20 protein-coding genes are annotated in these 26,785 nt (G+C 58.5%); 8 read left to right on the forward strand and 12 right to left on the reverse strand.

All coding sequences use genetic code 11. The annotated features are described in order from the left end of the window. Positions 1-1,377, reverse strand: coding sequence for a DUF6438 domain-containing protein (locus HDE80_RS03425; RefSeq protein WP_184667918.1), 1,377 nt, complete (start codon positions 1,375-1,377; stop codon positions 1-3). 222 nt (positions 1,378-1,599) lie between these two features. Next, on the reverse strand, positions 1,600-2,238 hold the full coding sequence (locus HDE80_RS03430; protein WP_184667927.1) for a hypothetical protein: 639 nt from the start codon (positions 2,236-2,238) through the stop codon (positions 1,600-1,602). Positions 2,239-2,780: 542 nt separating this feature from the next. On the opposite strand from HDE80_RS03430, the gene HDE80_RS03435 reads away from it, so the two are divergent. After that, positions 2,781-3,653 (forward strand): DUF6731 family protein, encoded by an 873-nt coding sequence (locus HDE80_RS03435; RefSeq protein ID WP_184667928.1) that lies wholly within the window; start codon positions 2,781-2,783, stop codon positions 3,651-3,653. Then, a complete protein-coding gene (locus HDE80_RS03440; protein ID WP_184667930.1) occupies positions 3,653-4,081 on the forward strand; it encodes a hypothetical protein in 429 nt (142 codons plus the stop codon). The genes HDE80_RS03435 and HDE80_RS03440 overlap by 1 nt, the downstream gene beginning before the upstream one ends. A gap of 898 nt (positions 4,082-4,979) precedes the next feature. Here HDE80_RS03440 and HDE80_RS03445 read toward each other — a convergent pair. The 6 genes from HDE80_RS03445 to HDE80_RS03470 all read right to left on the reverse strand — a co-directional run bounded on the left by HDE80_RS03445 (position 4,980) and on the right by HDE80_RS03470 (position 15,122). Further along, entirely contained in the window at positions 4,980-7,811 is a 2,832-nt protein-coding gene (locus tag HDE80_RS03445; RefSeq protein ID WP_184667932.1) for a type I restriction enzyme HsdR N-terminal domain-containing protein, read from the reverse strand. Then, a complete protein-coding gene (locus HDE80_RS03450; protein WP_184667934.1) occupies positions 7,808-8,524 on the reverse strand; it encodes a hypothetical protein in 717 nt (238 codons plus the stop codon). Before HDE80_RS03450 ends, HDE80_RS03445 begins: the two co-directional genes overlap by 4 nt. A gap of 78 nt (positions 8,525-8,602) precedes the next feature. Further along, a complete protein-coding gene (hutU, locus tag HDE80_RS03455) occupies positions 8,603-10,273 on the reverse strand; it encodes a urocanate hydratase (protein ID WP_184668807.1) in 1,671 nt (556 codons plus the stop codon). Between the two features lie 332 nt (positions 10,274-10,605). Next, the gene (locus HDE80_RS03460; protein ID WP_184667936.1) at positions 10,606-13,578 is read right to left on the reverse strand and encodes a TonB-dependent receptor; all 2,973 of its coding nucleotides are present in this window, start codon (positions 13,576-13,578) and stop codon (positions 10,606-10,608) included. A gap of 291 nt (positions 13,579-13,869) precedes the next feature. Beyond that, positions 13,870-14,802: a helix-turn-helix domain-containing protein gene (locus tag HDE80_RS03465; RefSeq protein WP_184667938.1), complete on the reverse strand. Its 933-nt coding sequence runs from the start codon at positions 14,800-14,802 to the stop codon at positions 13,870-13,872. Between the two features lie 23 nt (positions 14,803-14,825). Next, positions 14,826-15,122, reverse strand: a complete 297-nt coding sequence (locus HDE80_RS03470; protein ID WP_184667940.1) for a hypothetical protein — start codon at positions 15,120-15,122, stop codon at positions 14,826-14,828. 300 nt (positions 15,123-15,422) lie between these two features. Here HDE80_RS03470 and HDE80_RS03475 point away from each other — a divergent pair, with 300 nt between their 5' ends. Both HDE80_RS03475 and HDE80_RS03480 read left to right on the forward strand, forming a co-directional pair. After that, on the forward strand, positions 15,423-16,136 hold the full coding sequence (locus HDE80_RS03475; protein WP_184667942.1) for a response regulator: 714 nt from the start codon (positions 15,423-15,425) through the stop codon (positions 16,134-16,136). A 44-nt stretch (positions 16,137-16,180) separates the two neighbouring features. After that, positions 16,181-17,554, forward strand: coding sequence for a HAMP domain-containing sensor histidine kinase (locus HDE80_RS03480; protein WP_184667944.1), 1,374 nt, complete (start codon positions 16,181-16,183; stop codon positions 17,552-17,554). A gap of 55 nt (positions 17,555-17,609) precedes the next feature. Here HDE80_RS03480 and HDE80_RS03485 read toward each other — a convergent pair whose 3' ends face one another. The 4 genes from HDE80_RS03485 to HDE80_RS03500 all read right to left on the reverse strand — a co-directional run bounded on the left by HDE80_RS03485 (position 17,610) and on the right by HDE80_RS03500 (position 22,800). After that, positions 17,610-19,202: a DUF4034 domain-containing protein gene (locus HDE80_RS03485; protein ID WP_184667946.1), complete on the reverse strand. Its 1,593-nt coding sequence runs from the start codon at positions 19,200-19,202 to the stop codon at positions 17,610-17,612. A 380-nt stretch (positions 19,203-19,582) separates the two neighbouring features. After that, positions 19,583-21,232, reverse strand: coding sequence for a DUF4034 domain-containing protein (locus tag HDE80_RS03490; RefSeq protein WP_184667949.1), 1,650 nt, complete (start codon positions 21,230-21,232; stop codon positions 19,583-19,585). A 241-nt stretch (positions 21,233-21,473) separates the two neighbouring features. Then, the gene (locus HDE80_RS03495; protein WP_184667951.1) at positions 21,474-22,226 is read right to left on the reverse strand and encodes an anti-sigma factor; all 753 of its coding nucleotides are present in this window, start codon (positions 22,224-22,226) and stop codon (positions 21,474-21,476) included. A gap of 25 nt (positions 22,227-22,251) precedes the next feature. Next, on the reverse strand, positions 22,252-22,800 hold the full coding sequence (locus HDE80_RS03500; protein ID WP_184668809.1) for a sigma-70 family RNA polymerase sigma factor: 549 nt from the start codon (positions 22,798-22,800) through the stop codon (positions 22,252-22,254). Between the two features lie 158 nt (positions 22,801-22,958). Here HDE80_RS03500 and HDE80_RS03505 point away from each other — a divergent pair, with 158 nt between their 5' ends. The 4 genes from HDE80_RS03505 (at position 22,959) to HDE80_RS03520 (ending at position 26,731) form a co-directional block, all read left to right on the forward strand. Then, complete coding sequence (locus HDE80_RS03505) at positions 22,959-24,038, forward strand: catalase family peroxidase (protein WP_184667953.1); 1,080 nt, start codon at positions 22,959-22,961, stop codon at positions 24,036-24,038. Continuing rightward, positions 24,035-24,577 (forward strand): cytochrome b/b6 domain-containing protein, encoded by a 543-nt coding sequence (locus tag HDE80_RS03510; RefSeq protein WP_184667955.1) that lies wholly within the window; start codon positions 24,035-24,037, stop codon positions 24,575-24,577. The genes HDE80_RS03505 and HDE80_RS03510 overlap by 4 nt, the downstream gene beginning before the upstream one ends. Positions 24,578-24,695: 118 nt before the next feature. Beyond that, positions 24,696-26,213 carry an AlkA N-terminal domain-containing protein gene (locus HDE80_RS03515; protein WP_184667957.1) on the forward strand — a complete coding sequence of 506 codons (1,518 nt, stop codon included), beginning with the start codon at positions 24,696-24,698 and terminating at the stop codon, positions 26,211-26,213. Continuing rightward, on the forward strand, positions 26,210-26,731 hold the full coding sequence (locus tag HDE80_RS03520; RefSeq protein ID WP_184667959.1) for a methylated-DNA--[protein]-cysteine S-methyltransferase: 522 nt from the start codon (positions 26,210-26,212) through the stop codon (positions 26,729-26,731). The genes HDE80_RS03515 and HDE80_RS03520 overlap by 4 nt, the downstream gene beginning before the upstream one ends. The last annotated feature ends 54 nt before the right edge of the window (positions 26,732-26,785 follow it).

A 26,785-nucleotide genomic window follows, 5' to 3' on the forward strand; every position in this document is an offset into this window, starting at 1 on the left:
TTATCGATGGTATGACTCAGGGTGATCAGCCAACCACTTCGCAACTTGCGGCATGTCTCGCGATACAGTCTGTTGCGCCAATGTCTTGCCGTCATCGTAGTGCCCGACAGGGCTTGCTCCAGCTTGCAACAAGCGCAAGACGATTGTGTCGGCCCAACTTCCAAAGATCACGCTTTTCCCATCGTTGGATTTGATAGTGGCATCTGCTCCCCTGGCCAACAAAAAGTTGAGCAGCTGTAGATTCTCAACTCCGTATAGCGCGGTACGGCCCAAGCTATCGCGATGATTGGGGTTCGCGCCGTGCGCCAACAAACGCTTGGCGGTTTGAAGCTGTGCGTCTTCGTTCCCGTTGCACCTATACGTGGCGGCAAGCTCACTAAGCGCTGTGCGACTTTGCCCTTCCCAGGCAGCGGCTTTAGCTATCGGCCGCTGTGCCGCGTCGATATCGACACCTGCAGCGGCTGCCGCATCGACCAATTCCGGCGAACAGCCTGCTGCGTTCATCGCAAACGATTCAGCCGCATTATTTTTGCCCCAGCGGGCAAGCCAGCCGACCTTAGCCAAACGGCGAAACAACTCTACATGTCCGCGAAAGATTGCCGCCTGCATCATTAAGATGCCGCCTGGCTCAAGGTTGGGCGTGCCGTCGATTGGTGATGGATCGCCCGCGACGGGAAGATTCAGCGGCGCGCCGCGATCGATCAGCGCCAGCACAGTGGCTTGATCAGCCGCACCCCTTTCTCCGGCAACAGCAAGTTCGGTCGCCTGCATTGAATGGAAATCGAACTTCTGGTCTACCAACCATGGAATAAGAGCGGTAGTGCCGTCTACCCAGCGTGCCGTGCCCGCTACGCGGTCGATCGAGTCCTCCAAGTCTCGCACCGACTGCGGCATACCCGCCTCGGTCCCCACGTAGTCGACGACCTTCTTGTGGCGGCCACCTATTTCTAGCGTGATGATTTGCGTGGGATTGTCGGTCACGCGCGCCTCATAGCGATCTTGCAAACCCCAGAACCCAATACGCTGGAATTGTGCGAGCAAATCTGCAACTGATTGCGGAAGCACGCGGTCCTGATGTGTCCCAGGTACGAGCACACCCTTTGACTGAGCGAATTGGCGATGTATCGCATCGACATCGCTGACTGGCGATATATCCGTGGTGAAGCGCACCTGTCCGTCGCCGTGAATTACTACGGTGTAGTTTGGGCAATCACCGAAGCAAGCCGAGCGGGTCAAACTAATCGTCGTGTTGGCTGGTTCGCTTTGCTGAGCATCAAAAGCATGGGCGGCGGTCGAGAGCATGGCGCAGAGGGCAATCGCCAGCATCAGCGCACTCGACCAACCATACGGAACTTCCTTGTTCTGAATCGCATTCATACATGTTCCCCTTCAAAGACCCAACTCACCTAAAAAATCGGATGCCCGCTATGGGCAGCAGGCGGAAGCGGTATTGTGGCATCAGTCAATCGAATAGACGTGCAAGTCAACCAGGTCAGCGCTCATTCGCGCGTCTCAGAAAATTCTCGTAGAAGTCGAGTAAGTGGCTCTGACCCACGCAGCTTACTTAGCTCAGTAAGTGAACCTGGAGTTACCAGGATTCTAGTGAATCTGACCTGTGCTCGCGTTCTTTACCCAGTGAACGCGAGCCCGTTTTCGCGCGACGCGGTAGACACCCTGCTCTTCGCTTACGCCGGTGTGCGAACTGCGCGGTGGGTTGAGCCTCTGCGATTCCACCTGACGGATGATCTCGCGTACCGCGCGCGCGTCGCTGAAGATGGCATGTCCCAGCAGCGACAGCGTGTGGTCGGCCAGCTCGGCGTCATGGCTGGCGGTCACCACATCGCCATGAGCTACGATCATGTCGATCAGCTGGTTGAGCGTATCGACCTGCTCCAGGGTCATGCCGAAGAGGTAGCGGCCAGCCGCGTCGCTGGGCATCGCCTCTGCGGCTTCAGGCGTCGCGCTGGCCGCAGGCGCTGCGTCGCTTTCGGAGCGGTAGGCCGGAAACGAGAGGTCGTCCAGCACGAGCCCTACCTGCTCCGCCAGCAATTCCAGGCAGATCGCCACCTGCTCCACATTGATCTCGGGGATCCATTCCTGCTGCACGTCCGGCGTGCGCGGTTGCGCGATATGCGAAAGAAACTCAGCGTACTCGTGCAGTTTCTGCAGCCGGAGCTGGCTGTTCTCCGGCAGAAAATAACCCATCGTTTCCCGATCATACGAATCGAACGTTGACATGGCCGCCTCCTGATTCCATCGAAGTGCCCGTCCACGGCATGACGCCGGACGGGAAGTCGGGAGGCTAGAAACCGCGTACAGACGGCGGGCGTATTCCCCTTGCGGGTGTTGTATTAGCCGCCCTCCCGACGCAGGCATCGCGTCGGTTGCACCTACAACACACGTAGGTACAAAAACCCCACCGGTTTATCGGAGGTGGGTACCGCTGTACGACGGAGTTTCTAGGCTCCTTGGAATCGAGTCTGCTACTGCAATAGAGGGGAGTCAAGGGAGGCGTGGATAAGTGAACCTATTTGGGAAAAGGGGCGGATGGAGGGAATTAACCCAAATTAATTGCCTCCGCCCCCTTTTCCGTGAAATCAAACTTCATGGCTTACTGCTGCTGGCAGAGAAGCGTTCGATCGCTGAGCCTTATCCGAATCCCCTGCTTGAGACGTGCCGCACGTTGGAAGTGAGGCCCATCGAATGTGGGTGTAGGCTTAGCGACGAGGGGGAGGGCTACCACCGGCTCCCGTCCATGGCAGGACCACAGGGGAACAGCGATGACCACAGCTAAGATTTACATCCATGCGTTCAAGGTATCGAAAACAGCGAATAGTGTACCTCTCGAAACACTGATCAATACGATTAGCAACCACCGAATCTCAGACAGAATTCGGACAGTTATTACCTCCAGCGTACGGATTGATCGGGTTAAAACTGATCCGATAAATGCCTCGGGCGAAAAGCTAACTTACATTGATTTCGTCAAGCTTCGAGATACACATGGGCCTGGCAAGGCATCCAAGGACGTTGCTGTAAATGACATTGCGTTAGCCCCAGATGAATATTTCGGGGAGGAAACTGCTGCCCTATATATCCCACAGAAGAAATGGCTCATCACGCAATACAATCATTATGGAGTGCGCCCCTCTGCTATGGCGGGGTACTTTTCCTCATATGCTGCAAATCAAGCCAATTCTTATGAGTTAACTATCAAACTTGATCCCGATGCACAGCGTAGATTTTTGGCCGCTAATGAAGTACGGCGCTTTGAAATGGCGTTAGATCTAACCAAAATGCGAGCTAAAGATCGTCAGCAAGGTATAGGCCTAGGCACCATCGCGGCGATAGGCGCGGATCTGGACGGAGCGAAACTAAAGATCACTATTTCGGTAGGCACCGAGCGTAAACGACGCCTGACTGGGCGCGTCAAAGATGCGTTGACCCAAATGATTCAGCACACCGATATGGTGACCAGCGCGCAAATCGCAGGCCGTGAGACGCCAGACGGGCACATTGAGGTGGTTGATCTTCTCGATGAAAAGTTAGTAACTGAATCGCATATTACGATTGGCCCAGGAAGGCGTCTGGATCAGAACGAGCGTTTCCGCGCACTAGCGTGGGCTTGGAGTAACTGGAGAAATGTCCTGTAATGACTGAGCTGCAGCGAGAGCGATTTTATCCTTGGATGTGCGGCATCGTCTGCACAGGGGGGTTGTTAATCGCACATTATGCTCTGGACATGAAAATGCCCAGCGGAGATGGTTATAAATCCGCCTTGCTTACCTTAGGCGGAATTTTTTCTGGTTTTATGGCAACGTTAAATGCCCTTCTCTTCTCTATGAGTAATGAATCATTCACCAGATTGCGTGAATCTGAATATCTCAAGGATTTGCTTGTTTATTTGAATGAAGCATTATGGTCAAGCCTCGTTCTTTGTTTTTTTACTTGGATAGCTTTTTGGGTACCAGAAAAATACTGGCAGCTTGAGGCGCTTCTTGGCGGCCTGACCGTTTTTTCTATAGTGGCAATTTTTCGTGTTAGTAGAGTTGCTACCTCTTTACTCGCCACACGCAACTAAACCCGGCACTTTAGTAATTAATGGACGCGATCGACAAAAAATCTGTACGGAGCCAAGAATGGATCAAGAATGTCTTCGTACGATTCGAGAACGCGCTTCGCAGTCAAGAGCGCAAAATGACCAAGTGAGAGTACTGCTACCGCAGGGGCCAGCGCCCTCACTTAGGGCCAACTTCGCCCGTTGCGCTGTCGATCTCGCACACGAGCATCACTCTGGTCTTATCAGATTGGTTGAGGCAGAAGAGTTCGGAACTGCTGGCGCTCTCTTACGTCCCTTACTTGAGGCTTCGACTGCCGCTTTTTGGCTGATGTATGTGGCAAGCTGCGAAAGCATACAAGCATTGCCAACGACTCCGGTTGAGAACAGTGCGGCTGACTTACCGCTGTTACGAGATATGGCAAAAGACCTGACGCTAATATTTCCACCGATACAAGTAATTGTTGACGGATTTCAGAAGGGCGGGCGATCAAAGTGGCTTCACAAGTACACCCACGGAGGCACGCCTCAGCTGGCTCGACGTGGCCCTGGATGGAGTCGCGACGAGGTGATGCTCACACTCATTCGCGCGGACTTATTCGCAATTCTAGGTGCGTGCCTAGAGACAGTCATTGAGCCAAATCGCGCTTTAAGCATCTATGGCTTTAGTCGTAGGGATGAACTAAGCAGCGAGGTCGCCGAACGCTTCAATGTCACTCAGATTCCACAACAGCCACACGAACTACCACCGGCGCTGAAAGATGGGTGCGGACATCCTTTTGATAACCCGTGCGCAAAAGCCGTCGACACTACCTAGGACATGCTTGAGCCACCAATGCAACGCGTTCGCCCACGACGACGTGCTCATACACTCGCATCACAGAAGTGAAACATCGGCGGCATTTTCCTGATACCACAAAAACTAAAACGCGCCATCGCTTGAAGGTAGTCCCTCAAAGAGATGCTTAAGGTCATCCTCGAGCCACGAACAAACCTCGTTTGTGACAGACGTTGCTCCGCTGAAATAACCATTAGGCATCGTGCCATCGTAAGGAAAATGCATCGTCCATCCCCCAAAAGAAGGAATACGTGTAGATGGGCGTCCTAGCTTGACGAGTGCTTCTTGCACTTCTTTCCAATCGGGCATCGCACTCGGGCCAGCACTCGAAAAAGAGACATCCGCTCCCGCGTCTTGCCAAGACTCTACCGGAAACCAATGGAAATAGATGGTCGAAAGCCCTTCGCGACGATCACGCCTATGTACGGTCAACTTCCAACGAATCGGCAATAGTGGAAAATATATCATCTCCGCTTTCATGCCACGAAAAGACGCCTCAACAATTTCGGCATAAACCTTTTGCACCCGTCGATGCTCTTCATCCAGTACGCGACGGTAGATTTCTTCATCCACTACTAAGGCGTCGTCGTCCCATCCCAAATTGGACCACCAAGGTTCGAGCTTAGTTACGCCAGCCACCCGCAATGTGGCGATGTCATCCAGAAGCGATTGGATGGAAAATCTCTCTTTGCAAAAGTACGAGCCGTCATCGATCCAAATGCTCTCTGACGGCTTCAATAGTGAGTACAACTTATCTAAATCATCCGTTATTTCTGCGGCTACGCCATGATTCTCGACAAGGTAGCGCACACGCCCAATAAGCCGCTCGGCAGCCCATGTTGGTCCCCCTTTGATGTCGAGGTGATTGATTGCATCCTGCAATGTATTCTGCAGCAAAGTCATGCCAAGCAAGCGCGCGCTGTCGATACGGTAGCGAGATAGATCGAGATTAACTCCACGGATGATGCCAGGAAATGTCGGTGCACCAGCTATCACACGGGGCTCCCCGGGCTCCCGCGCATGCAGCTTATATTGAATGAAACCAGGCTGAGCACTGGCATACCCTGTCGCTGCAAGAGTGGAATCTATAACGCCGGTCAGCATATTCGTTACCGAAGCGCGCATCTCGGGGAAAAATCCGGCGAGGGGAACTTCGATGCCGTCGATGAGATCGTGCAGATATTCTTGGGAAAGTCTTTCCAAGTCCATCTGAGAAAGCTCATCGGAGACGTCAAAGCGATAACGCAGGGCATCAAGATATATGCCGATGCGGGCTGACGTTAGGCGCTTCCAAAGCGCGGACTGCAAGTTACGGCTAGGAAGCTGTGCCATCAGCAAGACTGGGAAGAAGGAATCTGGGGGAACTGTAAGCGTCGTGATTGCGTGCGATAGCTCAGCCTCGTTTGCAGTGGCCAAAGCCTTAGCTCGCAAATAGTCGGCCAGGCCTTCATGCTGTAGCTCGAGGACTTCCCCAGTCATCCTGACGGCGTTGCATTGGATAAGTTCGTTGAGCACCGCTGCCGGAATGCCTCGATCACTCAATCGAGCAATGGCTTTGGCTCCACTAATCGGAGCCGTAGTAGTGGCCTCCGCCAATGCGACAAGAGCTTGTTCCCGCTGCAGCTTTGATACGGGATCGCTCGGCTCGGTTTCGAGGACGGTGTCGATCCATGATTGAAATAGGAACTCGATCTTTCGCGGAAAATCACGCTCACGCTTCCAATACTCCAGAGTCAGGCGTAATAGCAGCGGATTGACGCAGAGGGACCGCAACGTTGAAGACATCATGCCGATGATTGAGAAATTATGGGCATCTCCGTCACTCAGAATGACCCTTTCAAGTTCAAGAGCTTGCTCATCCGACAGTTTTTCAAGCTCAAGCAATGGCAGCGACACATTCGGCTTGAGCGCTGCTCGAGAAAAAATGAAAAGCTGTATCCGGGGGTAGTCGCGGAGAAGATTTGTAAACTCGACGGTAACCTTCTTTTGGAACTGTGCCGTGATTCGGTCAAAGCTATCGCAAAAGATGGTCACTCCAGTGTCGCTTAGCATCGTAGCGAATGATGTAGCGGTTACACCAGAATGATGCGCCGACAAACGCTTTCGCACGAACGCTACCAGCGAGTCGCCCGACTGCTCGAGGTCAGGAAGGGGGACATCAAATGGAAGTGATTTATGATGTCCACACCAACGCTCTTCTATTGCCTGCTTGAAAACATCCTTGCATAGCGTCGTCTTACCGTAGCCGGATGCCGCGATCACAATTGCGCCGGAAGAAAAGTCGCTTAGCAGGCGACTCGTCTCTAGTGAGTTGGCCTGAAGGGTAGTTTCTGCGCGTCGCAGAGTCCGCACGATGGATGGCTCGGCGCGCAACATTCGTCTCAGTTCGGCCTTTTCATAACCGCCGAAATCAGCCGCAGCCTCGACGATCGTTTTGAACGAAAGCGACTTGCAGTAGTTGTAGACGGCGACTTTGTTTAAAAATCGCTCGACGTTACCTTGTTGGGACGCCAAGGATGTGACCGGTATATTTAGGACGCACTGGCTTTCCGACGTGATCTGCATCTGCCAAAGTTCCAGTGTCTTGCCATCTGTGAGCAACAGAAGCGGCGCCCGCAAGTTTTGAGCGTAAGACTCACCCTGCTTTTTGGCGTCCTCCATAGACTCACCAGGCTTCTTTGCCTCGATGACGAGCAGCGAATTGTCCCGCGTGCGCAGCAATCCCCAGAAGCACACAAAGTCTGCTTCGGGCCTTCTACCGACTCTTCCTTCGTGAAAGACAACCGGGTGCTTTGGCGCGATATCGTCGCTCTCATAACCAAGCGCTTGCAATAGCGGCTGCACTAGCCGGAGCTCAACATCCGCTTCACTATGGAACTCGTTTAGTAAAGGTACCTTTGACCAAAAATCAGTCATGCGCGTAGCTGCACTGTAACGAACATTCGGAACTGCCCCCAGACCTCGATTCTAAAGGCTCCGACACAAGGATCTGATTCGGGCGCAATACGGGTTACAACTATACCGGGCTCAAGAGCATGAATAGAACCGTGATCTCGAAAGGAACTATCTAGTTCACGATCGCCTTCGGGCGTCAAAGCGGCGAATACGATTTGGTATCGGTCATCGATCAAATGGCCATCTTGTATAAAGACGATTCCCCGCACGATTTTTTCAGCGAACTTTGCAAAGCTTTCAGCCTTCACGGAAATCGCCGATTGCTGATCAACAGGTCGCCCCCATCTTTCTCCGAGTTGTGGATAGATACCCTCGGAGCTAATTTGGTCGCCACTCGAAATATTACGGAGGATACTTTCTCTCTTCTTGTAGCGTCGAAGCTTGTCTTTGTAATTTCTGCCAGCGTCCGCATCGACAGCGCGAAGTGCTCTTTGAACAATCTCCTTAGTTGCGGGCGCCTCTGGGTCGACACACATAGCCAAGCGAAGCAGCAAATTCTCTTCCATCCTGCCGTATGCATGATTGCACTCATGGCACGCGGGCATCTTCCACATCTCAATGCCTGGGGAGGTGCGATGTGGATACCAGGAAACGGGGAAAACATGATCCCAGGTAAGCTTATCTACGTACCTCAAGCAATGGACGCAGATGCCTTCGCCGATTGGTTTGGTCATCGACAGCTACCAAGATTTAGGTTGAATTGCTAAGAATCTATGCGATTAGGTCATGCGCATAAAAATCGCTTATGAAACTCACACCATCGGCAACTTCAACCCCTGCTCCTTCGCACACGCAATCGCCTCGTCATACCCCGCATCCGCATGCCGCATCACGCCGGTGCCCGGATCGTTCCACAGCACGCGCGCAATGCGCTTGTCCGCTTCCGGCGTGCCGTCGCAGACGATCACCACGCCGGAGTGTTGCGAGTAACCCATGCCTACGCCACCACCATGATGCAGCGACACCCAGGTCGCACCACCAGCGGTGTTGAGCATGGCATTGAGCAGCGGCCAGTCGCTGACGGCGTCGCTGCCGTCCTTCATTGCTTCGGTTTCGCGATTGGGTGAGGCGACGCTGCCGCTGTCCAGATGATCGCGGCCGATGACAACCGGCGCTTTCAGCTCGCCGTTGCGCACCATCTCGTTGAAGGCGAGACCGAGTTTGTGGCGTTGGCCAAGGCCGACCCAGCAGATGCGTGCTGGCAGGCCCTGGAAGCTGATGCGCTCCTTGGCCATGTCGAGCCAGTTGTGCAGGTGCTTGTCGTCGGGGATGAGTTCCTTGACCTTGGCGTCGGTCTTGTAGATGTCTTCCGGGTCGCCGGACAACGCGACCCAGCGGAACGGGCCGATGCCGCGGCAAAACAGCGGGCGCACGTAGGCCGGCACGAAACCGGGGAACGCGAACGCGTTGGCGAGGCCTTCATCCTTGGCCATCTGGCGGATGTTGTTGCCGTAGTCGAAGGTGGGGATGCCTTGCGCGTGGAAGGCGAGCATGGCCTCGACGTGGGTGCGCATGGAGTGCTTGGCGGCATCGCGCGTGCCGTCGGGGTCACTCTTGCGGCGCTCGAACCACTGCTCCACCGTCCAGCCCTGCGGCAGGTAACCGTTGACCGGATCGTGCGCGCTGGTCTGGTCGGTGACGGCATCGGGGCGCACGCCGCGCTTGACCAGTTCCGGCAGGATGTCGGCAGCGTTGCCAAGCAACGCGATCGATTTCGCCTCACCCGCCTTTGTATATTTTTCGATGCGCGCCAGCGCGTCATCCAGATCGGTGGCCTGCTCGTCGACGTAGCGCGTCTTCAGACGCATATCGATACGGCTCTGCTGGCATTCGATATTGAGCGAGCACGCACCGGCCAACGACGCGGCCAGCGGCTGCGCGCCGCCCATGCCGCCGAGACCGGCGGTGAGTATCCACTTGCCTTTCAGGCTGCCGTTGTAATGCTGGCGGCCCATCTCGACGAAGGTTTCGTAGGTGCCCTGCACGATGCCCTGCGAGCCGATATATATCCACGAGCCGGCGGTCATCTGACCGTACATCATCAAGCCCTTCTTATCGAGCTCGTTGAAGTGCTCCCAGGTCGCCCACGCTGGCACCAGATTGGAATTGGCGATGAGCACACGCGGCGCGTTTTCGTGCGTGGGAAACACGCCGACCGGCTTGCCGGACTGCACCAGCAAGGTCTCGTCGTCGTTCAACTCGCGCAGCGCTCGCAGGATCGCATCGAAGCATTCCCAGTTGCGCGCCGCGCGACCGATACCGCCGTACACCACCAGCTCCGCCGGGTTCTCCGCCACCTCCGGATCGAGGTTGTTCTGCAACATGCGAAACGGCGCCTCGCTCAGCCAGCTCTTGCAGCTGAGTTCGGTGCCGCGCGGTGCGCGGATGACGCGGGTGGTGTCGATGCGGGTCGGTGCGGTCATGGGCAACGGGCTCAAGTGGATGACTCCCTGAAGTATAGGTCAGCCGCCAATGCGTGGTTGCGGGTCGATCGGCGTCAGGGGCAAGGCAGACCACCCCCGCCCAACACCGCGCACGACCCTATGGGAGTCGCCTGATCCTGCTTGCTGCCTGGTCGTCGCCAACGCCCCAGCAACCCATTGTCCGGCACGATGCCAGCGCTACACCTCATAAAAAAAGAGGCCGCGACTGAGGGATCGCGGCCTATCGGAGGGTATCGTTGTGCCTTGGGGGTAAGCTCGGGCAAAGCTCAGGCACTTGTTATTGGTATGCGAAATATTGACCGGGGCAGTGATTAGAAGTCGTAGTTCACACCAAAGCGCACGTATCGCGGCGTGCTCCAGTAGGTGACCCGGTCGTAATTGGTATTAAGAGCGGTTGAGCTGCCATAGATGGCATAGGTTGACGTCGGTACCGAATTATTGAACAAGTTGTAGACCATCACATTGAAACCAAGTTTCTGGCCAGCCCACATCGGACGGTATTCGGCGGACAGCGAAAAGATGTGCTGCCACGGTTCGCGGCCCGCAGCGCCTGGCGGCGAGGCGACACCACCGCAATAGTGGTAGTAGCTGCCGTAACCGATCGGGTTGGTTTCGTCCGCCCCGTAATAGCCAAGGCAGGTCTTGGGCGTACCCGAGGCGATGAAGATGTTGCCCGAGAGCATCCACTCCGGCGCCAGCTGGTAAGAGCCGTAAATCTTCAGCTGATGCTTGCGATCGTTGGCCAGCGTGCCGTTGGAGTGCTCCATCACCTGGCCGTAATCCCAGTCGACCGTCGCCGAGACGTCACTCTGGCCGATATCCGAACGCACTTGGCCTTCGGTATCGCCGTAGCTGCGCGAAAAGACGTAATCGATCTTGCCCTGCCACTTGCCATCGAACGGATGCTCGAGAAAGGTTTCCAGGCCGTAGTAACTGCGCTTGGCCTGGGGATCGCCGAACTCGGCCGCGGACACCGTGACATCGTCGTAGCCACCGGCGGTGTTCTTCAACACGTAGGTGTTGCTGCGACCCGGGTTGGACAAGTAGCAGCCGTTCATCGCGCTGGTATCGATGCTGTAACCCAGCGACTCGGCCTTGGTCAGAATCGTGCTGGTATCGCAGATATCGTCCAGGATGTTGCGCAGTTTACGTACCTGAGCCTTCATGCCCCATACGTAACTCGTATTGATCTGTTGCGCAAAGCCCAGCAGGAATTCGTCCTGATACTCGGACTTGATGTTGGCCGCAGCAACGGTCTTGGCGTCCGGCGACTGGCCGTACTCGTCATTGGCCGATACCGCACCGCCCGTGGATGAAGCGAGCTGCGTCAGGCCCGTCGGATATCCGTTGGCATCGATACCGGTATAGGTGTAGTACTCGTTGGTGTACAGCGACCCCGCCGCCGCGCGCAAAGCCACCGAGGCCGGCATGGCGAGATAATAACGACCGGCATTGCCATAGACCTTCAACGAGGAATCGCCGTTGACGTCCCAGCTGAAGCCGAGGCGTGGCGCCCATTGTGGCTTGGTCACACGCAGAAAGGCTTCACCGTTCGGGTTGTAGTTGGTGAACTGGTCGTTGCGCAGGCCGAGCTTGACGAGCCAGCGATCGTCGACCTGCCAGCTGTCCTCCACATACTGCGCACGCTGTGCGACGCGTACCGAGGCCGACGTGTCATAGATGTACTTGGACACGTAGTAACCCGTCGAACCACCGGCGCCAGTCGCCGGTGCGGCGACATAGGGGCTGTCGCTGATCGCCGTGTTGGCATCCCCGTAGCCATAGACCCACATGGTCGACGTTGTGCCGTCATCGACATCGTGCGAGTTGAGGTTGTCGATACCGGCCGTAATGGTGTGATTGCCCAGCTTGTACGCCAGATCCAGACGCAGGTTGTTGGTGGTTGCCGTGTGGTCGGGATCAGCCTGAGAGGAGACGGTCTGGCTATTGGTTATTGGCGTGCCACCCGTAATGGCAGGGTTCTCGTTTTCCGAATCGTCGATATAGATCAGGTCGCTGGATGATCCGGGTGTCTCGTTGTAATACGTCATCTTCTGCTTGCCATACAGGGCAGTAAGCGTCAGATCGTCGGTGATGTAGCTGGTGTACTTGGCGATGTAGACCTGCGCATTGTTCTTGATCGATGTGTCCGAGCTATTGAACGCACCCGTCTTGCCGGTGGTGTAATCGTAGGTGTACTCGTTGCCTTGATAGGAATGCGTGGTCGACGCGCCGGTCAGCTCGAGGATATTGCTGTCGTTGATATTCCAGTCGATTTTCGAATACCACTTCGGGTTGTGATACTCGTAATTCGTGTTGTAAGACGAGGTCGTGCTGCCGATGTTGTTACCCGACTGCTTCTGACCTTCGACGGCGGCGAAGAAGAACAGCTTGTCCTTGATCAGCGGGCCACCGATATAGGCGCTCTCGGTGGCGAGCCACGATTTGTCGTCCGAATTGCGACGGTAGATTTGGCCGGCGTTGGAACCGGTCACGTAGTACGTGTCGGGCGTTGTTTCATTGGCAAATGCCGGCGTCCACTGCACCTGGGCACCAAAGTGCCAGTCGTTGGTGCCGCGCTTGCCACTCTGACTGATGACGCCGCCATCGGAACGACCGAAGGCCGCGCCGTAGCCGCCGCTGAGAATCTCTTCCTGATCGATCGCGCCATATGGCAGGCTGATACCGCCAAAACCACTGAGGGGATCGGTCGTGTTGAAACCGTTGAGATAGTAAGCGTTCTCGGTGACCGATGAGCCGCTGAAAGAAACCAGCGAGCCACCCGTGGTGCCACTGGTGAAACCGCTATAACCGGGAACCACGCCAGGGGCAAGCAAGGCGATGGCTTCGGCACTGCGAGCCAGCGGCAACCTGACGAGATCCTGTGCGGTAATCACCGTGCGTGCGTCTACGCTCGTTACGTCGATGGGCGGCAGCGAACTGGCCGATACGCTGACCGTGTCCAGGCTCTTGGCGGCAACGGCGACGAACGACACTTCCGTACCCGAACCCACTCGCAGGCTCACGTCGGCGCGTGAGTCGATGGCACTACCGTCCTTTATCAGCGATACCGTGTAGGTACCCAGCGGCAACGAACCAACGGTATAGCGACCGTTCGCATCGACCGGCACTTCGCGACTGATGCCGGTCGTGTTTTTTACCTGCACAGACTCACCCTTGGCGACGGGCGCCTGACCAAAGATGCTGCCAGTGGTCGACTGCGCCAGTGCGCTTGTGCTGCCGATGGCCAGAGCCAGCGCGAGACTGAGCTGGCTGAGGTGCATTATTTGCAATCTGTTTATAAGCACAACGAGAAACCCCTTGGTTAATTGAATTGCAGCACTGCAGAAACACACGCATGCGATGCGGCGTTCCTGCGACCAGCTTGGTCGGCAGTGGGGAAAAGGTAACGAGAACGGCGTCCTGACGACGATCTGCCAATGGAGGATTGATACCCTCACCTTTTGCGCTGGCTGTATCGAAGCAATTTCAATTTAACGTTAAAGTCACGTGACAGAATGACAAAAAATAGGGCATAACTTGATTATTAATCGGACGTCTAGACGTCCGTGATTTCATTTTTCATGCATTCCGAAAAGCGCATTCTGGCGATATCCACGCGGCGACACGCCAAAGACTTCACGAAAACAGCGACTGAAGTGGGCCATGTCACCGAAGCCCCAGCTGTAGGCTACTTGCGCGATGCTCTTGCGACGCGCCGTTGGATCTTCGAACTCGCGACGACAGCGCGACAGCCGCTCACTGCGCACCCAGCGCATCAGAGTGGCTTCCTCATCGGCGAACAACTCGAACAGGTAACTGGTCGACAGGCCGACACCCTTGCTGATGGTCTCTGCGCACAGCCCGGGGTCACCCAGGTGATCTCGCGCAAAGCGCCGCACCAACTGTTTATAGTGCTGACGCAATTGCGATGAAGGCGCCTTGTATGCGGGCGCATTGCTTTGCAGCGCCGCCGCTAGCATGTGCGGAATCGCATCCAGCAGATACCCCGCCACCGACTCGGTCAGCTGCGACGCGCGCGCAAAGATTTCCTGGTACAGCACACGCAGGTAGCCGACCGAACTCAGGTGACCATGCAGTACGACCGCGGAGGCTTGTTCGACTTGCGGCACAGCATCCCGCAACACGGCGATCGGCAGGTAGATGGTCTGGACGGTCGATTGCCTTGTTTCCATTCGAAACGATCGAGAAAGATCGAGCAGATAGAAATCGCCGGCGTTAACCGTGCAGTAGCGCCCGTGCTGCTCGACGCACGAATCACCTTCCAGCTGCAAGCTGAGCAGCGCCGCCTGACGATGCGGGCGGGCGATACTCTCGCTGGTAAGCACGTGCGGCGCATGCCTGAAGGTAGCCAGGCGCAAACGCTCGCCGGCATAACCGTTGAGCAAGATACTGGTATCGCCGTTTGGCGGGCGCCCCTGTTTGAGCTGCGCCCAGAAATGCTCGGCCGCGCGGCGGTTCGCATTCGCATTCGTGCTTTGAATCATGTGCCCTCCGATCATCGTAAGACTCACGAGCCCGACGTCGGCGGTGGTGACGGTGGGTTACCAGAACCCGGCGGCGGACCGGGAGGCCGTTTGAAGCCCTTGGCTTCCATGCACTTGTCTATCAACTCGCGGGCGACCGGATGTCCCGGCGTGCCGCCAAGCTCGCTCTCGCATGCCTTGAGCGCGGCATCGACCTTGGGGTTGCGGCCCGGATCGCACGCGCATGGATCGGCCGACGGAGGAGTCTGTGCGCAGACCACGGCAGCCAGTCCGAAAATACTGACGAAAATCAGCGAAGGCAGAAAAGTGGATGTCTTCATGGAGATCTTGCGTAGAGGTTGATGGGCCGACCCGAGTAAGCCGGATACCGTGCTCGTTCCAGTCCGGGAACGGCGTGGCGTCGTGGCAAGCCACCTCCCTGTGTGCCCCGCAGGGCCCGATGCGACGCCGCTTAACAGCCCGTAGCTGGCGCCACAGGGATGAAATTACGCCCTGCATGTGCCATGCGGTTGTCTACATGTGTCAGGTTTGTGTCAGTGTTTGGCCCAGCCGACATACGCCTCGTAAACTGATCTGGTATTCAACACATCAACCCGCCTAGACAAGCCGAATTCCTGGTAATGGACCGACCATCCCTGATACTTGTCGTCGACGACGATCCCGAACTGTGCAGCCTGATGACCGGCTTTCTGCGCGAACATGGCTATCGCGCGGAGGGCGCAGCAAATGCTGCGCAGATGTATCTGGCGATCGCGCGCGAACGGCCGGATCTCGTGGTGCTGGACGTGATGATGCCCGGTGAGGATGGCCTGAGCGCCGCGCGTCGCCTCGCGCATGAACAGGGGCCACCAGTGATCATGCTCAGTGCGCTCAGTGGCGATACCGATCGCATCATCGGCCTGGAAATGGGGGCTGACGATTACCTGGCCAAACCGTGCAACCCACGCGAATTGCTGGCGCGCGTACGCGCGGTACTGCGGCGGACCAACAGCAGCGAACCCGTCGTCACGGTAGATGCCCGCCCCTACCAATTCGAAGGCTGGCGCCTGGATGTGATGCGCCGCGACCTGCGTGATCCAACGGGCATCTTCATCAATCTCTCCGATGGCGAATTCGCTCTTTTGCGTAGTTTCGTCGAGCACCCGCAGCGCATCCTGAGCCGCGACCAGTTGCTCGACCTGGTGCACGGCCGCCGCGCCGAAGTCTTCGATCGTGCCATCGACACGCAGATCAGTCGTCTGCGCCGAAAACTAAATGACCGCTCGCAGGTCGAACTGATTCGTACCGTTCGCAACGAGGGTTATATGCTGGTTCCCAAGGTATTCCGACTGTGACCCACCTGCCGCGACTTTCCATATTCGCGCGCACGTTTCTTTTGATGCTTTCCGCATTAGTGATATCCGCGGCCATCGGCTTTGCCGTTCTCGCACTGCGACCGCCGTTGCAGACCAACGGCGTCAACCTTATCGATCTTGTGACTACGCTGCAGCCGGACCATCAGCCAGACGGAGAATTCGGCCCACCCGGCAAACCGCCCGCAGCCGGCAAGCCACCCGCGCCAGGCATGGGGCCCGCACCTGGCGTGCCGCCAGCGCCGGACATGGGGCGCTTTGCACCGCCCCCCGTAGACATGGATGTGAATGTTTCAGCGAAGGCCCCAACAGCATTCAGCGGCTACGACGCCAAGGCGTCATCACGCATGGCGGAACGATTGTCCTCGCTGATGAATGTTTCCAGCGACGCATTGCGCGTCTATGTCACCGACACGACGATTGATACCAAGGTCGGCAACGGCCCGGCGGGCGCCATGCTGGACGGCGGCTTTGTCATCGGGCTGCGCCAGTCGGACGGCCAGTGGCGCATCGCATCGCAGCCACCGGAGACTTTCCCCAGCACGGTTCAACAAGAACTGCTCTGGCTGTTCGGACTTGGGTTGCTGGTTCTTGTGCCGATCGCGTGGCTGTTTGCACGGACCCTGGCCGCGCCGATCCGGCAATTCGCTGACGCCGCACAACGGCTCGGTAACGACACCAATGCACCGCCCGTGCCCCGCAAAGGCCCACGAGAGATGTTGCGCGCGGTCGACTCGTTCAACGCCATGCAGGCACGCATCAATCGCATGATGCAGGAACGCACGCACATGATCGGCGCGATTGCTCACGACTTGCGTACACCGCTGGCGCGCCTGTCTTTCCGTCTGGACGGCCTGCCGAGCCCACTGGGCGACAAGGTCGAAGCCGATATCCAGGAAATGAAGACGATGATATCGGCGGCGCTGGATTTCATCCACGACCGCTCGTTGGGCGTGCACAAACAGCGGCTGGATTTCCGACTTCTGGTGGAGAGCGTGGCCGATGATCTGGTCGACGTCGGCCATGATGTGATCGTGCAACCTGGACCGGCGATCACGCTGGAAGGCGATCCGGTCGCGCTGCGCCGGGCGGTGGTGAACCTGGTCGAAAACGGGCTGAAGTACGGCGAGCGCGTGCGCATGCACCCGCGCGTAGCCGACAACGAGTGCCTGCTCGAGATCGACGATGATGGCCCAGGCATTCCCGATGCCCTTCAGCGGCAGGTGTTCGAGCCGTTTTTCCGGATGGAAGCCTCACGTAACCGGGGAACCGGTGGCATCGGCCTGGGACTGGCCACGGTGCGGGCGATCGTATTCGATCACGGCGGAACGGTGGAACTGCGCAATCGCAAGGACCGAGGCCTGCGCGTGGTCATGGCGCTACCACTCGCGGCAGGATAAGTTCGGTGTCGAGGCGGACAACCAAACCGCAGGCCGGGCGGCGGCACGGCTAGCGCTATTTGTGTTCGGCGAGCATTTGCCGCACTTCACGCACGGCGGCCTGCTGGTTGGGATCGTGGCTGAAATGAGCGAGAAAATAGACCATGGTGTCGTGCAGCCCGGCGCGCGGCTGATCCTTCTCCACGCTGAGGCGCAGAATCCAGCCTTCCGGGTGATCGGGGAACAGCTTGATCAGCTGATCGGCGTTCGCCCAGGCCTTGTCCCAGTCGTGCGTTTTATGAACATTGATGATGCCGATCTGCACCAGTGGCCACTGGTCTGTCGGATCAAGCTCGAACGCTTTGCCGTAGTCATCCAGCGCATGCGGATAATCCTGCAGATGTTCATAGGCGTAGCCGCGCGTGTCATAGGAAATAGCGCTGGACGGCGACTCTGCCACCAGACGATCGCCCTCCTCCTTGGCCCATTGAGCCTCGCCGTGCTTTGACAGTTCGTAGGACAGCGTCGAGCGCGAATCGGATTCGTTCGGTGCAAACCGCAACGCTTCGGCCGAATAGACCAGGCCCAGGGCTGCACCTGAATGGTCGTTTGTGTACGCGATGCTGCCTGCCGTCGCCAACGGGCGAAATCCTGCAGCCTTGTCGAATACGCTGCGGTAGTCAGGCACATAACTCACGCCTAAGCAGTCGCAGTCGCTGCCACTGGCCATGTAAGCCGGCGCATCCGTCGCCAGCAACGCGAGCAGTGGATTCTCCGGCACATGCGCTTGTGCCTGCGCCGCCACCTGCTGCATGCGGCTAATGGAACCTCCCCATTTGGGCTCGGACAATTGCATCAACCGAACGTAGATGGAGAAGTTCGCGGGGTCGACGGCAAGACCTCTATTGGCCGCGTTGACCCCGTAACTATGGCTTCCATAAGTACCGGACTCGATCATGCCGGCATAGACGGGCGTCAGCAGCGGATTGAGCGCGAGGGCCTTGCTGAAATCGTCATCGGCAAGTTGAAGCAACCGTTGCATGGATTCGAAATGATCGTTGGATGTGAGCCGGCCAGACTGACTGCCGCGCGCATCGTGCGCTTCGATAACGTAGGCATCGCCGCTGGCCGCGTAAGCAAACGCGCTGTTGGGCGATTGCCTTTTCCAGGCGTCGAGAATGCCGCGCAACTCGGGCGACGAATCTCTGAAATCCATGATGAAGGTGCGGTCAAGTAGTCCGCGCGCGTCCGGCTGCGTGCGCTGCGCCTGCAGGGCGTCAGCCATACGTTTGTCGACCTGATCCGCGTGATCGTTCTGAATGAGGGTTGTGAGCTCGGCCGCTGAGATAGCGGACTGTGTGGTGTAGTGGCAATACGCGACCACCGCCTCATGCGACCAGTGGCTGCCGGGTGGATCGGGAAACGTCAGGCAGCGTTGCAGCGGATCAGCGATGACTTTGGCCTGTTTGGCCTGGGCGAGAAAGGCGCTGATCTCCGCCGGCGTAAAAGGCTGTGCCTTGCGCATAGGTGTCGATACAAAAGGCGCTTTGAATTGGGATGCCCAATCCGAACCCTGCAGCGCACCCAGATGCCAGGCAAGCAGCCCCAGTTTGACGACGACCAGAACAACAATCCCTGTGACCGACAGCCACCGTGCGCGCGCATCCATTAGCCGTGCCTCCCCTGGCAAGAAGCCGGAAAGATAGCATTGCCCAGCGAGGCCTGTCATTGCTGCTTGGCGAAGATGCCCTGGGCACGACAGTGGTGTTGGGCATACCTGGGCATCACGCTCTAACTATCCGCGAAGCAACACCCAGCTGCGTGCGGGATGCGACACGTCTCAGATACACACTCTCCATCGCGACAAGATGCGAGCGCACGGCGTCGATAACGTCATCGCTTTCGAAGATAGTCTTGGACCAGGCCAGCCATCGTGCTGAGCAACATCGAGGCAACGACGTCGGGCTGGTCGCAAGGTGCATCGCCTGCGGCAGACTACCGTGGTGATGTCACCCTTCGACCGATAGCTGACTCCGTTGCTGTTGGGGATCAGCCTGCTGGCATCGATTTAGCGACGCTTGCCCCACCCAGCGACTTTTTTGGTTGCAGCGCCAGCGCGGCACGCATTTCCAGTAATAGCTTGTGAGCCTGCGGCGAGTTGTCGAAATGCGCCGCGAAATAGTCGATGGTTTCCCGCAACCCTGCCCGCGGCTGTTGCTGCTGAATCTCGCTGCGCAGGATCCAGCCATACGGCTCGTTGGGATACATCTTGACGATGCGATTATCGGTCTCCCATGCCTTGTCCCAATCATGCATTGAGTTGGCGTACATACTGCCCAGCGCCATCAACTCGTTCCCGTCACCGGGATTGATGACAAGCGCCGCCTGCATGTCTTGCACGGCATGCGGGTAATCATTCAACGACTCATACGAATAGGCACGCGCCTTGATCAGATCGGTGTCATTCGGCGCCGCCTGCAGCATGCGGGTCGCCTCGTCCACGGCCCACTGCGACTCGTCGAAATTGTTCAAGTCGTAAATGCGATGCATACGCTCGTCCGAAAGGCCAGGATCAAAACGCAGTGCTTCGGAAAAATACACGACCGACAATTCCAGATGATGGCTAGACTCCGCCGCCGTGCCGGCATCCGCTAGCTGCTTGGAGCTGGATACCTGATCAAAAATCGTCGGATACTCGGCCAGCTGCTCGGCAGTATGGCAATCGCAATCCTTGAGCTTTTCGTAAGACGGTGCCTTGGATAGCTCCAGCATCAACAAGGGATTTTCAGCGGCATGCGCCTGCGCCATGGCAGTGATATCCCTCATCTCCTTGATCGACCCTCCCCATTTGGGCTGGGCCTGCCACAACAGATAGCCGTAAATGGAAAGATCGGCAGGGTTATTCGCGAGCGCATGCTTTTTCGCTGAAGCGAGATACACATCGCCGAGGGAGAGGCCGCCGGCTTCGATCATCGCGCCGTAAGCCGGCGTGATATGCGGATTGAGCGCCACGGCCTGCTGCAGATCGGTGTCCGCCAGTTGCAGCAGTCGATCCATGGATTCCACGTTGCTTTGCGGCGTTTCGCTCATGTAGCCGGCACCACGCGCCTTGTACGCCATTTTTTCGTAGGCATAGCCGCTGGCCGCCAGGGCAAAGGCACTGTTGGGCGAATCGCGCTTCCAGGCGTCGAGCAACGGACGGATATCGAAGGAGCCGTCGAAATCCTGCTCGAACGTTCGGTCCAGCAAACCTCGTGCAGCAGGCTGTGTCATCTGCGCATTGAGTATTTTCGCCATGCGCTGGTCGAGCTCGGCAGCCTGTCCGTTTTGTATCAGCGTCTGGATGTCGGCAAACGACATCACCGCTTGGGTACGGTACTGGCAATACGCATGTACGGCAGCGGCTGACCAATGGCTGTTTGGCGGGTCGGGATACGCGAGACAGCGCTGCAACGGGTCCTTGATCAGCTCGGCTTTTTTGGCGGCGGCGAGAAAGGTATATACCTCGTCGTTGCTAAACAAGCGGCCTTTCTTTACGGGCATGCTGTCTGCTGCATTGGCAGCAACCTCGGCTTTCTGCTGACTCTGAAGGGCAAGCTCCGCGAACCGCGTACCCAATCGCCAGACACCCCACCCAAGGCCAAACACTACCAACACCGCAACACCGACGATCAGCCCCACGCGTTGACGCGATTCCATGGCGTGCCTCCCCAGGCAGTGAAACGGCGACGATATCATTGCGTTGCGCGCTTCGTCAGCTGGCTAGCGGCAGGAAGCCTGCCGCCCTTCTTCGGCAATCTGGTGTGAGCTCAAGCACAATCTCCTGCGCCTTGGCGCCCTCAAGCGCGCCGAGGAGGAACCAGTCGCTGCCGAAGTGTCCTGCCGCAGCGACGCTTACTGAGCACAAAGGTCATGAGAGAGGAGCAGAGCACGTGATCGCTCAGATAGCCGTTGGCAAGGCTTTGCGAGCGACGTCTGCATCGTACTCGTCAGCGCGGCTGACCATGGCGACGTTGTATCCATCACTCGGTCCATACACTGCCATCAGCGTGCCTTCCTGCCGCTGTCCGCGCGGCAGCGCGGCCACCTTCGATGGCGGCCGAATATAAAAACTGATGGCGTTGCCTTGCGCGTTTTCGTACAGCACCATCGCCGCCGCACCTTCACTGAGCGCCAGCAGGCGTCCGCCAACGGGATGAAAGCCAGCGGCCTGCAGGTTCGGTAACTGGGGTGCACGATGAAAGTGGTTGTCCAGCCATATCTGCAGATCGCCGTCATGCTGCTCGGTCACATCCAGCATGGCGCCATGCTGCTGCGCGAACATGCGATAGGCCTGCATCGCGTCGGACATCGGGGCTTCACGACTGGCCTGACGAACACCATGCGCCTGCCAACCGCCGACACCACCGAGGCCGATGCTGAGCACCAGCATGGCGGCGATCGCCAGGCGTGCTCGCCATGTCTGCCGGTGCTGCGCGCGCAGCGCCGATGGATCGAGCGATGGATTGTCAGCTTCTGGCATCCAGCTGCCCAGCGCAGCGCGAAGTTCCTGCGCATCCCGTTGCCAGGCACGGACCTCTTCGGCGCGCTGCGGATGCTGGGCGAGATAAAACTCGACTGCCTGTCGACGCGTATCGTCGAGCCTGCCATCGACATAGGCATGGATGTCTTCTTCGCTGGGTATGTTGTTCATGGCTTTGACCATCCACTCATAAAGTTCATTTGACGAGGCGCAGCGACGGCGGCGCGACCTCGCCTTCGCTGGCGCGACGCAGCGCCTGCCGCGCGCGCGACAGGCGCGACATCACCGTTCCGATCGGCACATCGAGGATCTCGGCCACCTCGCGATAGCTCAGACCTTCCACCGATATCCATAGCAACAGTGCGCGCTGTTCGGTGGGTAGCTGGGCCAGTGACTGCAGCACCGATTGCGCCATCACTTCGCGTTCCACCGACGGATATGTCGCGTTGTCGTTTACGGCATGACCGTGCGCACCGGATGGATCGCGGCCACCACGGAAATGATCGAGCATCGCGGCGTAGCGTTTCGAGCGTCGTTTGGTGTCGAGAAATTGCCGGTAGAGGATGGCGAAAAGCCATGCGCGCAATGCGCTGTCATCGTGCCGGGTGGACCAGCGCGACAGCGCCCGCTCGATGGTCGATTGCACCAGATCATCTGCCGTGCTGGCGTCTCGCGTCAGCCACAACGCAAACCGCCGTAGCCGCGGCAGCCACTCGCGCAGTGATTGGTCGATGTCGTGAGTCATCGTGTCATTTGGGGGCATGAGTCGAAATCGGTCTATTTTCGATGGGTTGCACAAGACATGACGCTTCCCGACATGCATTATTCCCTCGGGGTGGGAATAAAACCCGGCGGCGTTCGTCTTCCATGTCTACACAACGGCCTGAGGGCCAGGAGTTGATCATGCACGAACCATCCTCGCCACCAACAGGCATCGCCTGGCGTTGGGCTCTTATCGGCATCGTGGTCGTGGGTACGGCCGCCGCCTTCGGCTATGTCGGCGGCTGGCTGGCGCCGCATCGGCTGACGCCCAAACGCATTGTCGACCAGCTGCAGCAGAACGGCGGCATGCATCCCGGCTATCGACGCAACCATGCCAAGGGCATTTGCGTGGCGGGCTATTTCGACAGCAACGGCGGAGCGCAGGCTTATTCCCGCGCTCAGGTGTTTGCCGCGGGACGCACGCCAGTGGTCGGGCGACTGGCGATTCCCGGCGGCAATCCTTACGCACCCGACAGCAGCGCACCGATCCGCAGCATGGGTTTGCGCTTTACCCAGCCGAACGGTCAGCAGTGGCGCACCGGTATGAACAGCATGCCGGTGTTTCTGGTCAGCACGCCGCAGGCTTTTTATGAGCAGGCGCAGTCGTCGGCACCCGACCCCGCTACCGGCAAACCGGACCCGGCGAAGATCAAGGCATTTTTCGCTGCGCACCCGGAAAGCGCGCCGTTTCTTGCCTGGGTCAAAACGGCCAAGCCCTCGGCGAGTTTTGCCACGGAAAGCTACTGGAGCCTGGACGCATTTGTCTTCGTCGACGCCAGCGGCACCCGTCATGCGGTGCGCTGGCGCATGGTACCGGTGGATGCCGGCGCGCCGGTGGATGGCTCGAAGAGCGATGCGGATTATCTGAGCGCCGATCTGACCCAGCGCCTGGCGAAAGGTCCGCAGCGCTGGAAGCTGATGGTGACGCTGGCCAATCCAGGTGACCCGACCAACGACGCGACCAAGGCGTGGCCGTCGGACCGAAAAGAGATCGACGCCGGTACGCTGGTGCTCGACCAGGCCACTGCGCAGGACAGCGGCCCGTGCCGTGACATCAACTACGACCCGCTGGTGCTGCCCGACGGCATTGAAGCCTCGGACGATCCGCTGCTGCCGGCGCGCTCGGCGGCTTATGCCGATTCGTATCTGCGCCGTACCAGTGAAGAGGCCCATCTGCCCGGCACCACCGCGGCACACCCAAAGCCGGAGACCAAGTCATGAGCGCGCCTTCCCCGATGTTTGCGTTGCCCGCCCGCGTGCTGCACTGGCTGATGGCGATCCTGATTGTGTCGATGCTGTTTATCGGCGTCGGCATGGTGGCTTCCGTGTCGGAAACGCATGACTTGCTGATCCGCATCCACAAGCCTCTGGGCATCGCTATTCTGGTGCTGGCGGTTATCCGCATCGCCGTACGGCTGCGCTATCCGCCGCCACCGTTGCCAGCGGATCTGCCGGCACTGCAGAAACTAGCTGCGCTCGCGTCGCACTGGCTGCTCTACATCCTCATGCTGCTGATGCCGCTGATCGGCTGGGCCATGCTGTCGGCGGGTGGTTATCCGGTGATGTTGAGTGAATCGTTGCGCTTGCCACCGATCTTTCCGGTGAGCCCGGTCGCGTTTGCCGTACTGCGGCATGCACACGGCTTTTTTGCGCTGCTGTTGTTTCTGACGTTTCTCGCACATATGGGTGCTGCGCTTTATCACGGCCTGATCCGGCGCGACGGCGTGCTCTCAAGCATGGCGGGACGACGCCTCCCGTAACGCCCGATGCGCCGCTGGCTGACCACTGGCGGCGCATGGATATGACCGGACATTCCTGATAAACATCCATGTCCGAAAACGGCGAGTCATGCGCTTGCGCCGGTGCTAGCCTGCACACATGTCCGAACACGCCTCCTCCCTGCCCGACCCGCAGATCTGCGAAACCGCACGGCTCAGCCGCGATGCGCGCTTCGACGGCCTGTTCTTCACCGCCGTCAGCAGCACAGGTATTTATTGCCGATCGGTCTGCCCGGCGCCGGCGCCGAAACGCGAGAACGTGAGTTACTTCGCGAACGCAGCGGCGGCAGAGGCGGCGGGTTATCGACCCTGCCTGCGCTGCCGGCCGGAACTGGCGCCAGGCAACACCGACTGGCAGCGCGGCGACCACGTGGTGGCACGCGCGCTGAAACTGATCGAGACCGGCGCGCTGGAAGATCAATCGCTGGAAGATCTGGCGGCACGCCTCGCCATTGGTACGCGCCAGCTGCGGCGACTGTTTGTCGAACGTGTCGGTGCGCCGCCGATCAGCGTACATACGACACGACGCCTGCTGTTTGCGAAGCAGTTGCTGACGGAAACCGCCATGCCGGTGACCGAAGTGGCGCTCGCCTCGGGCTTCAATAGCCTGCGCCGGTTCAACGCGGCGTTTTTGCAGGCCAACCGTATTGCACCACGTGAACTGCGCCGTCACCCGCGTGCGGTGACGGGCGCAGCACTGGAACTTCGACTCGGCTATCGGCCACCGTATGACTTCGATGCGCTGCTGGCGTTTCTGCGCGGTCGCGCGTTGCCAGGTGTGGAACTGGTCGATGAGCACAGCTATTCGCGTGTGTTCGGCCCCAGCGATGCACCGGGCTGGCTGCGCCTCAGTGCGTGGCCCGATGGCGAGCATGCACTGCGCCTGCAACTGCATTGTCCGCAGCCATCGCAACTGCTCGGTGTGGTGACGAAATTGCGGCGCATGTTCGATCTCGATGCGAATCCGCAGGCGATTGCCGACACGTTCCAGCATGACGCGGTGTTGGGTCCGTTGATCGCAAGGCGCCCGGGTCTGCGCCTGCCCGGTGGCTGGGATGGGTTTGAAATTGCGGTACGCGCCATCCTCGGTCAGCAGATCAGCGTGGCAGCCGCTCGGACCCTGGCGACGCGCATCGTGCAGCGTTATGGCGAAGCGCTGCCGCTTGCTGCAGTACCCGGCCTGGAGCGCTTGTTCCCCACACCCGCTGCACTCGCCCATGCCGACCTGCGCGAGATTGGCCTGACCACGGCGCGCACCGCGACGGTTCAAGGCGTGGCGCAGGCACTGCTGGATGGCCGCGTGGATTTTCGCGCTGAGCAGTCGCTGGATACTTTTGTCACGCGCTGGGTGGCACTGCCCGGCATCGGCGAATGGACAGCACATTACATCGCGATGCGCGCACTGGGCGAGCCGGATGCCTTTCCTGCAGCCGATTTGATCCTGCGCCGCGAGGCAACCACCAGCGCCGTGCCGTTGACCACGAAAGCGCTGACGCAGCGCGCCGAAACATGGCGACCATGGCGCGCGTACGCCGTGATGCATCTCTGGCGCGGTGCGACGGATGCCGCGCCCATACCAAAAGAAAAACGCAGCAAGCCAACGAGGGCCAGCAAATGACCAAGCAAACCGCAACGATCTACTACGACGACATGGACAGCCCGATCGGCCAGTTGCGGCTGGTCGCGGATGACGAAGGCCTGCGCGAGATTCGTTTTGCCGAACCGCGTCATCCGCGAGCCACGCCCGCGACGTGGGTTCGCGCGAGCGCGCCATTGGCATTTGCCCGCACGCAGTTGCAGGAATATTTTGCCGGTGAACGCGTAGATTTCGATCTACCGTTGCATCCGCTGGGCACGCCGTTCCAACTGAGCGTATGGCGTGAACTGGCACAGATTCCCTATGGCGTCACCGCCAGTTATGGCGAACTCGCCAAACGCATCAAGCACCCTACCGCGGTTCGTGCGGTGGGCGCTGCGAATGGCCGCAATCCGATACCCATCGTGGTGCCATGCCATCGCGTCATCGGCAGCAACGGTAGCCTGACTGGCTTTGGCGGCGGCCTGCCAGTCAAAAAATTCTTGCTGGAGCTGGAAAAGAAAAGCGCCCGCGACGATCTTTTTACCGCAAGTCCGTGAACTGACGGCGTTCCAGCTCGCGCGATCACTAGTTCGTCGAACGGTCAGACCGTC

The organism is Rhodanobacter sp. A1T4 (assembly GCF_014207185.1).
In the GTDB taxonomy this organism is placed as follows: Bacteria; Pseudomonadota; Gammaproteobacteria; order Xanthomonadales; family Rhodanobacteraceae; genus Rhodanobacter.